Source organism: Streptomyces sp. VTCC 41912 (assembly GCF_045799175.1).
Classification (GTDB): Bacteria; Actinomycetota; Actinomycetes; order Streptomycetales; family Streptomycetaceae; genus Streptomyces; species Streptomyces albulus_C.
In genome coordinates this window covers 107,555-113,772 of record NZ_JBJMAB010000027.1, presented here as the reverse complement: position 1 = coordinate 113,772, position 6,218 = coordinate 107,555, and the positions used below count along the sequence as shown (strand labels likewise).

At 73.0% G+C, this 6,218-nt stretch carries 5 protein-coding genes and 1 pseudogene; 2 read left to right on the top strand and 4 right to left on the bottom strand.

The window, feature by feature from the left end; translation table 11 throughout:
• Both ACJ6WD_RS29460 and ACJ6WD_RS29455 read right to left on the bottom strand, forming a co-directional pair.
• A pseudogene (locus ACJ6WD_RS29460) lies at positions 1 to 547 on the bottom strand (hypothetical protein); the annotation flags it as partial.
• 392 nt (positions 548 to 939) lie between these two features.
• The gene (locus tag ACJ6WD_RS29455) at positions 940 to 2,136 is read right to left on the bottom strand and encodes an erythromycin esterase family protein (protein WP_407616869.1); all 1,197 of its coding nucleotides are present in this window, start codon (positions 2,134 to 2,136) and stop codon (positions 940 to 942) included.
• A 109-nt stretch (positions 2,137 to 2,245) separates the two neighbouring features.
• Here ACJ6WD_RS29455 and ACJ6WD_RS29450 point away from each other — a divergent pair, with 109 nt between their 5' ends.
• Positions 2,246 to 2,932 carry a MerR family transcriptional regulator gene (locus ACJ6WD_RS29450; RefSeq protein WP_233657456.1) on the top strand — a complete coding sequence of 229 codons (687 nt, stop codon included), beginning with the start codon at positions 2,246 to 2,248 and terminating at the stop codon, positions 2,930 to 2,932.
• Positions 2,933 to 2,987: 55 nt separating this feature from the next.
• On the opposite strand, the gene ACJ6WD_RS29445 is transcribed toward ACJ6WD_RS29450, so the two are convergent.
• On the bottom strand, positions 2,988 to 3,680 hold the full coding sequence (locus ACJ6WD_RS29445; RefSeq protein ID WP_407616868.1) for a DUF5701 family protein: 693 nt from the start codon (positions 3,678 to 3,680) through the stop codon (positions 2,988 to 2,990).
• Positions 3,681 to 3,889: 209 nt separating this feature from the next.
• Positions 3,890 to 4,810 carry a LysR family transcriptional regulator gene (locus ACJ6WD_RS29440; RefSeq protein WP_407616867.1) on the bottom strand — a complete coding sequence of 307 codons (921 nt, stop codon included), beginning with the start codon at positions 4,808 to 4,810 and terminating at the stop codon, positions 3,890 to 3,892.
• Positions 4,811 to 5,012: 202 nt separating this feature from the next.
• On the opposite strand from ACJ6WD_RS29440, the gene ACJ6WD_RS29435 reads away from it, so the two are divergent.
• Positions 5,013 to 6,068, top strand: a complete 1,056-nt coding sequence (locus tag ACJ6WD_RS29435; protein WP_407616866.1) for a YncE family protein — start codon at positions 5,013 to 5,015, stop codon at positions 6,066 to 6,068.
• Positions 6,069 to 6,218: the final 150 nt, after the last annotated feature.

Below are 6,218 nucleotides of genomic sequence, written 5' to 3'. Positions count from 1 at the left end.
CGCCGTTGCGGTCGCGGGCGAGGATGTCGTACTCCTTGGCGCCGCCGAGGTTGCCGGGGGAGAGCACCTTGTCGTAGATGTTCCAACCGCCGCCGATGAGGCCGCCGTCGGGAACGTCGCCACCACTGAAGTACAGCTCGCCCTGGGGGGTCCAGAGCCAGTCGGCGTCCGCGTAGCCGTCCTGGTCGTTGTCGAGCAGCTGCTGGTTGGCGCGGACCGCACCGTAGTCGTCGAGCTTCTCCCGGGGCATGAACGCGCCCGCGCCGTCGAGGTAGTAGGAGTAGGTGGCGCCGGAGGACTCCACGCCGAAGAGCGGGAAGATCGGGCTGGCCGCGGTGGGGCCGTCGTAGCCGGCGACTCCGGTGATCGCCTTCGGTGCCTTGGCCGGCGACTGGGGCGCGGCCTTGCGGGCGTTCCGGGCGGCCGAGCCGGGGTTGTCCGACGCGAAGGAGGCGCCGGCAGCGGTGCCGGCCAGTGCGACGGCGAGGGCCGCGGTGGCGAGACGGGACAGGACGCGTCCGCGCTTGCGGCCGGAAAGTATTGCCACGTGGGTCTCCGTGGTGGGAATCGAGACGGGAACCGGTAGCCCGACGGCGCGCCTCGGGGCGCGCCGCGGTCTCCGGATCTCAGGATGTTTTCACGATTCCTTCACCCGTCAATCACCTTTGTGTTGGCGCGGGGAGTTCCCTCCTTGCCCGTACAACCTTTCTCCGGGGGAGAATTGGGAATCCGGGGAGCGAAAGCGGCGAACGGTGCGTCGGAGTGCGGGTTCGGCCGCCCCGGGACGGGGACCGTCGAGCCCATCTGTCCGACTCCGCCCCCATTGCCCGCCCCCGCATCGTCTCCTGTGATCCATCCCACAGTCGACGGTCGCCCCGCGCACCGTCCGGCCCGGTCCGCCTTCCAACAGCGCTTCTCCAACGCCCTCCAGACGCCCCGTCAGGTATGGGCCGGGACGTCCCTCACGAACACGATGGCCTCGGTCTGGTCGGTGGTGGTCGGATCGAGGGCGAAGTAGGTGTGGTCGGCGGGGACGCGGGGCGTCAGTTCCCGGTCCAGGCAGGCGGCGAGGCGGCCGGGATCGATGACGGTGCGCGCCTCGGGGAGCGACGACAGCACTCCTTCCAAGGTGTCGGGGTGCGGGACGTCGGTGCCGCGGCTGCCGAACGTGCTCGCGACGAAGGCGTAGCGCTCGCCGAGGCGGGTGCCGACGAGGGCGCCCGCGCTCCACCACCGCACCGACCTGCCGGCGAACTGCATCCGACTCTCGTCCCGTTGCAGATGGCGGTTGTGGGCGAAGGCGAGCGTGGGACCGCGGCGGGCCTCGCGGCGGACGACGGCGTCGAGGTTGTCGGCCATCATCGCGTCGCGCACCGACAGCAGCGTGTCGATACGGGTGGGCGCGGTGTTCGCCATCCCCGCGTGGTAGCGCAGCAGTCCGGTGGCGGTGCGGGCGTGCAGTTCGGCGTGCCAGAAGGCGTCGGGGGAGGTGGCGGCCGTCAGGCGCGGGGCGTGCCAGGCCAGCAGCGCGCACAAGTCGTCCGCGACCAGGCGCAGTTCACTGGCCTCGGGGCTGCGGCCGACGGACTCGCCCGGGTCCATCATGGCGCCCGGACGGGTCCACCGCTCGTCGAGGCCGAGGAGCCGGTCGAGGCGGGCCCGGTCGCACTCCGGGGCGAGGTGGGCGGCGAGGTAGTCGTGCAACGAGGTCAGGGCCGCACGGGGGCTGGCGGCACCGGCGGTCTCCAACGGGCCGTCGCAGCCGTAGAAGCGGAGCCGATCGGACGCGGGATGCCTGGCGTTCCAGGCACGCATCCAGCGCAGCAGCTCGCGGTTGGCGCGGTGGGCGCCGAAGTCGTGGCTGAAGCCGCGCGCCAACGCCTCGTCCAGGGTCCCGGTGCCGTCGCCGACGTACGCGTCGACGATCAGTGCCGCCAGGCAGTCGCTCTCGACGGCGATCGAGCGGTACCCCTCGTGTTCGACGAGGTGACGGAAGAGCTCGTTGCGGAGTTCGGGGAAGGCTTCGACGCCGTGGGTGGGCTCGCCGAGGCCGAGCAGGCGGGTGTCGGGGGACAGGAGCGCGGTGAGGGCGCCGCCGGTGAAGGGAAGGGCGGCGTCCCGGATCGTGGCCGTCATGCCTTCAACCGTATCGTTGAACCTTCGGTGTAAACTTGCCTGCATTTTCGTCAGCAACCTGCCGCCGATCAGGGCAATTTCCCGACCTTCCCGAGGACGAACCTTCACCATGCGTTTGCGTCCCATCGATCTCGCACGCGAGCACGGCCTGTCCACCCAGGCGGTCCGCAACTACGAGGAGGCGGGCATCCTGCCGCCGGCCGAACGCGCGCCGAGCGGCTACCGCGTCTACGCCCCGCGCCACGCGGCGGCCCTGCGGACGTTCCTGGCGCTGATCCCGGCACACGGCCACGCGACCGCCGGGACGATCATGCGGGCCGTGAACGACGGCGCGATCGAGGACGCGCTGCGGCTGATCGACCGGAGCCATGCGCAACTGGCCGGCGACCGAAGCACGCTGGAGGAGGTGGCGGACGCGCTGCGCGACCTGGCCCCGACGCACGAGCCGGCGTCCGGCACGACGTTCATCGGGCCGCTGGCGGACCGGCTGGGCCTGCGGGCCGCGACGTTGCGCAAGTGGGAGCGCGCCGGGCTCGTCGTACCCCGGCGCGACCCCCGCACCGGCTACCGCGTCTACGCCCCCGCCGACGTGCGCGACGTGCTGCTCGCCCACCAACTGCGCCGCGGAGGCTACGGGTTGGCGCAGATCGCCCGGGTGCTGGAACAGGTCAGGACGGCGGGCGGACCCGAGCCGTTGCAGGCCGCGCTGCGGGAGTGGCGCGACCGACTGACGGCCCGGGGCCTGGCGATGCTGGCGGGCGCGGCGGCACTCGACGCGTACCTGGGGGCGCCGTGAGCCGACGCGGCGGACGGCTGCCGACTCCCACGTGAGCGCGCGGAGCGCCGATCCATCACCTCGTGGTGCGCGTCGTCGCCGAGGCGAAGCCCAGCCAGGTGTGCCGGTTGCCCGCCCAACACCAGCCGACCTTGGGGGCGTTGCGGCGCTCACGGCCGTCCCGGCCGGTTCCGCCGCTGATCCAGATCGCCGGGGTGCGGGCGTCCAGGCTGCCGTTCGCCTTGCGCAGGCGGGAGCCGATGGTCATGAAGCAGTGGTTGGGCTCCAGGGCGGTGGGCTGCTGGAGCAGCCAGTGGATGCCCTCGGTGAGCAGCAGCGGGGTGCGGTGCGCCGCGGTGAGGGCGGGCAGTGCCTCGTTCGGACTCCAGTTGGCGAGGTGGTCGCCGCGGTCGAGTCCGGTGAGGAGGTAGAGCGGGGAGTCCGGCGGTGTGGCGGCGTCGAGGGGGGCGAACCGGTCGACGTCGCCCATGTCGGTGACCACGAAGCCGGGCGTGCCCGCACGGCGGAGCAGCGGTGCGAGGGCGGAGGCGGGGGCGCGGTCCGGGTGGACGGCGAGGAGGCCGCCCGCTGCTCCGGCGGAGGCAGCGGCAGAGTCGGCGGCGAACGCGCGGAGCGCGGCGGGGGACAGACCGGCGCGCTCGTGGACGCCGAGCGCGATCAGGCGCTCGGCTTGATCGGCCAGGCAGGGCAGGGGCGGGACGGTGGCGGGGGCGCGGTCGCCGGTGGCGGTCGGTGCGGTTCGGGGCACGGCAATCCCTCGGGGTCGGCGGTTCGGGACGTCGGGAGCGCGGGGCGGCGGACGGGGGACCAACGCCGGGGCGGGACGGAACGTTCCCCGGGGGCGCCTTCGTGGGCGACGCGGCCACCACCGCCAGAGTTCCACGCACCGCTCGCCGCCCCGCGGTTCCCCCGCGATCCGCGCGCCCTTCGTCGACGTGCCGCTGAGGACTGGCGACCTCAGTGCCGCGTCGTGCCCCCTGGGGGAGCGTCGGATGGGTCCAGGACCGCGGCCGTCAGGCGGTCGCGGAACCAGCGGTGCCCCGGGTCGTTCGCGTTGCGCGGGTGCCAGGCCATTCCGAGGTCGAGGGGCGGTAGGTCGAGGGGCAGGGGGAAGGTGCGCAGGCCCAGTGCGGAGACGGTCTCGGGGAGCCAGTCGGCCAGGCAGAGCGCGATGAGGTCGGTGTCCCGGGCGAGCAGCATCGCACTGGTGTGACTGGGGACGACGACCGCGGTCCGGCGGCGCAGTCCGAGCTCCGCCAGGGCACTGTCGATGGGGCCGAGGCGTTTGCCGAGCCGGGAGATGCCGATGTGGTCGGTCGCGGCGAACCGTCGGGCATCGATCCGGCCGTCGAAGAGCGGATGGTCGCGGCGCGCGACGCCGACCATGGTGGTGCGGGTGAGCTGCCGGGTCCGGATCTCCGGGTCCAGGTGCCCCAGGACGCCCAGTTCGACGTCCACCCAGCCCTGCCGCAGGGCGGGGCCGCCCTCCACCGCCTCCGGCACGAACACCACGTCCACGTGCGGGGCCTCCGCGTGGATGCGTTCGGTCAGGGCGCCGGCCAGTCCCACCAGCAGCAGGTCGGCCGCCTGCACGGTGAAGCTGCGCCGGAGGTGCACGGCATCGAATCCGGCGCCGGGGCGCAGCACGTCGTCGCAGCGGCGCAGCAACGCGCCGACCTCCTCCCGCAGTTCCAGGGCCCGCGGGGTCGGGACCAGCCGTTGGCCCGCACGGACCAGCAACGGGTCGCCGACGGTGCGGCGCAGCCTGGCCAAGGTCCGGCTGGTGGCCGCGGGCGAGGTGCCGAGCCGTTCCGCGGCCCGGGTCACGCTGTTCTCCTGGAGCAGCACGTCCAGCGCCCGCAGCAGATTGAGATCCATCGCCGTTCCCTCCTTCGGCAACATCCTGACCTGCGTTTTTACGGCTGAGGAAAGGACTAGCTGCCTATCTTTGCATTGCTCCGGCGAGCGTCGCGGACGGAGAGTGGAACTGTCCACGAAGACGCGCGGAGGCCCCATCGGATGCCTCTTCGTCGTCTCCCTGCCTTTCAGCTTCGCGCTGCACTCGTTGAAGGAGTTCGCCGTGCCGCAGTCACCCCGTTCCGGTCGAGAAGGCGATGTGCTGGCGGTGGTCAGCCAGAGCGGGCCGACGGTCTCGTTCTTCGACGCCGCCTCGGACCGGCACCTCGGAACGACGGAGGTCCCCGCCGAACCGCACGAGGTGTGCTTCGACCCCACCCAGCGCCTGCTGTGGTGCACCACGACGTACCAGTCGGGCTACTACCACGCGAACGGCGGCCGCCGCACCGAGCTGACCGTCCTCGACCCCGACACCCGCCGCATCGTCGAGGTCGTCGACCTTGCGCCGGAACACGGCCCGCACGGACTGGCGTTGGACGCCGCACGCGGCCGCCTCTACGTCAGCGTGGAAGGCTCGGCGGACCGGCCCGGCGGCGTCGTGGTCGTCGACACCGGTACCCGCCGGCCGCTGGGCCGGATCGACACGGACGCGCCCGGCCCGCACTGGTTCGCCATCGACCCCGCCGGCCGGACGGGCTACGCCACCAACAAGGAGGCGCCGTTCGTCTCGGTCGTCGACCTCGAACGGGGAGTCCTCACCGCGAAGGTCGAGGTGCCGGGCAGTGAGGGACTGGCCGTCTCCGGCGACGGCGCGCACGTCTTCGTCGCCTCCCCCTACGCCGGCTCCTTCTTCACCGATGCCGAGGAGCGACCGGCCACCGGCATCCGGGTCGTCGAGGCCCGGACGGCGTCCGTCGTCGACGCCCTGCCCACCGAGGACGTCGTCCTGCCGGTGCACCTGACCTCGACGGGCAAGCTGCTCGCCGGCGAGGTGCGGATGACGCCCGACCCCGGGTCGCAGCTCGGCCGGCAGGCGCCGGGGCGCCTGACGGTGTTCTCCGCCGGCACCCGGAAGCCGCTGGGCGAGGTCGAAGTCGGGCTCTGCCCGCTGACCCTCACCTCCTCGCCCGACGGTCGGCTGGCCTACGTGTCCTGCGTCGTCTCGTCCACGGTCGACGTCATCGACCTGGAGACGTTGGAGCGGCTGGCGCGCTTGGACCTCGCCAAGCGCGCCGCGCCCGGTGCCCACGGCCTGGCGTACGTACCGCGCCCGGCCTGACTCCCGCCCGCGGGGCCCTGCGGGTGCAGGGTGCCGGGTGCCGGGCGTGGGGGAGCTCGGGCGGGCGTCCCCGGACGGACCTCCCGATTGGGATACCAAAATCCGAAATGCGGAGGTCGAAGCGGCCCCGATCGTCTCATCCATCCTTCC

Coding starts and splice junctions, on each gene's coding strand:
- ACJ6WD_RS29455 (WP_407616869.1), bottom strand. CDS start 2,136: ATGACGGCCACGATCCGGGACGCCGCCCTTCCCTTCACCGGCGGCGCC.
- ACJ6WD_RS29450 (WP_233657456.1), top strand. CDS start 2,246: ATGCGTTTGCGTCCCATCGATCTCGCACGCGAGCACGGCCTGTCCACC.
- ACJ6WD_RS29440 (WP_407616867.1), bottom strand. CDS start 4,810: ATGGATCTCAATCTGCTGCGGGCGCTGGACGTGCTGCTCCAGGAGAAC.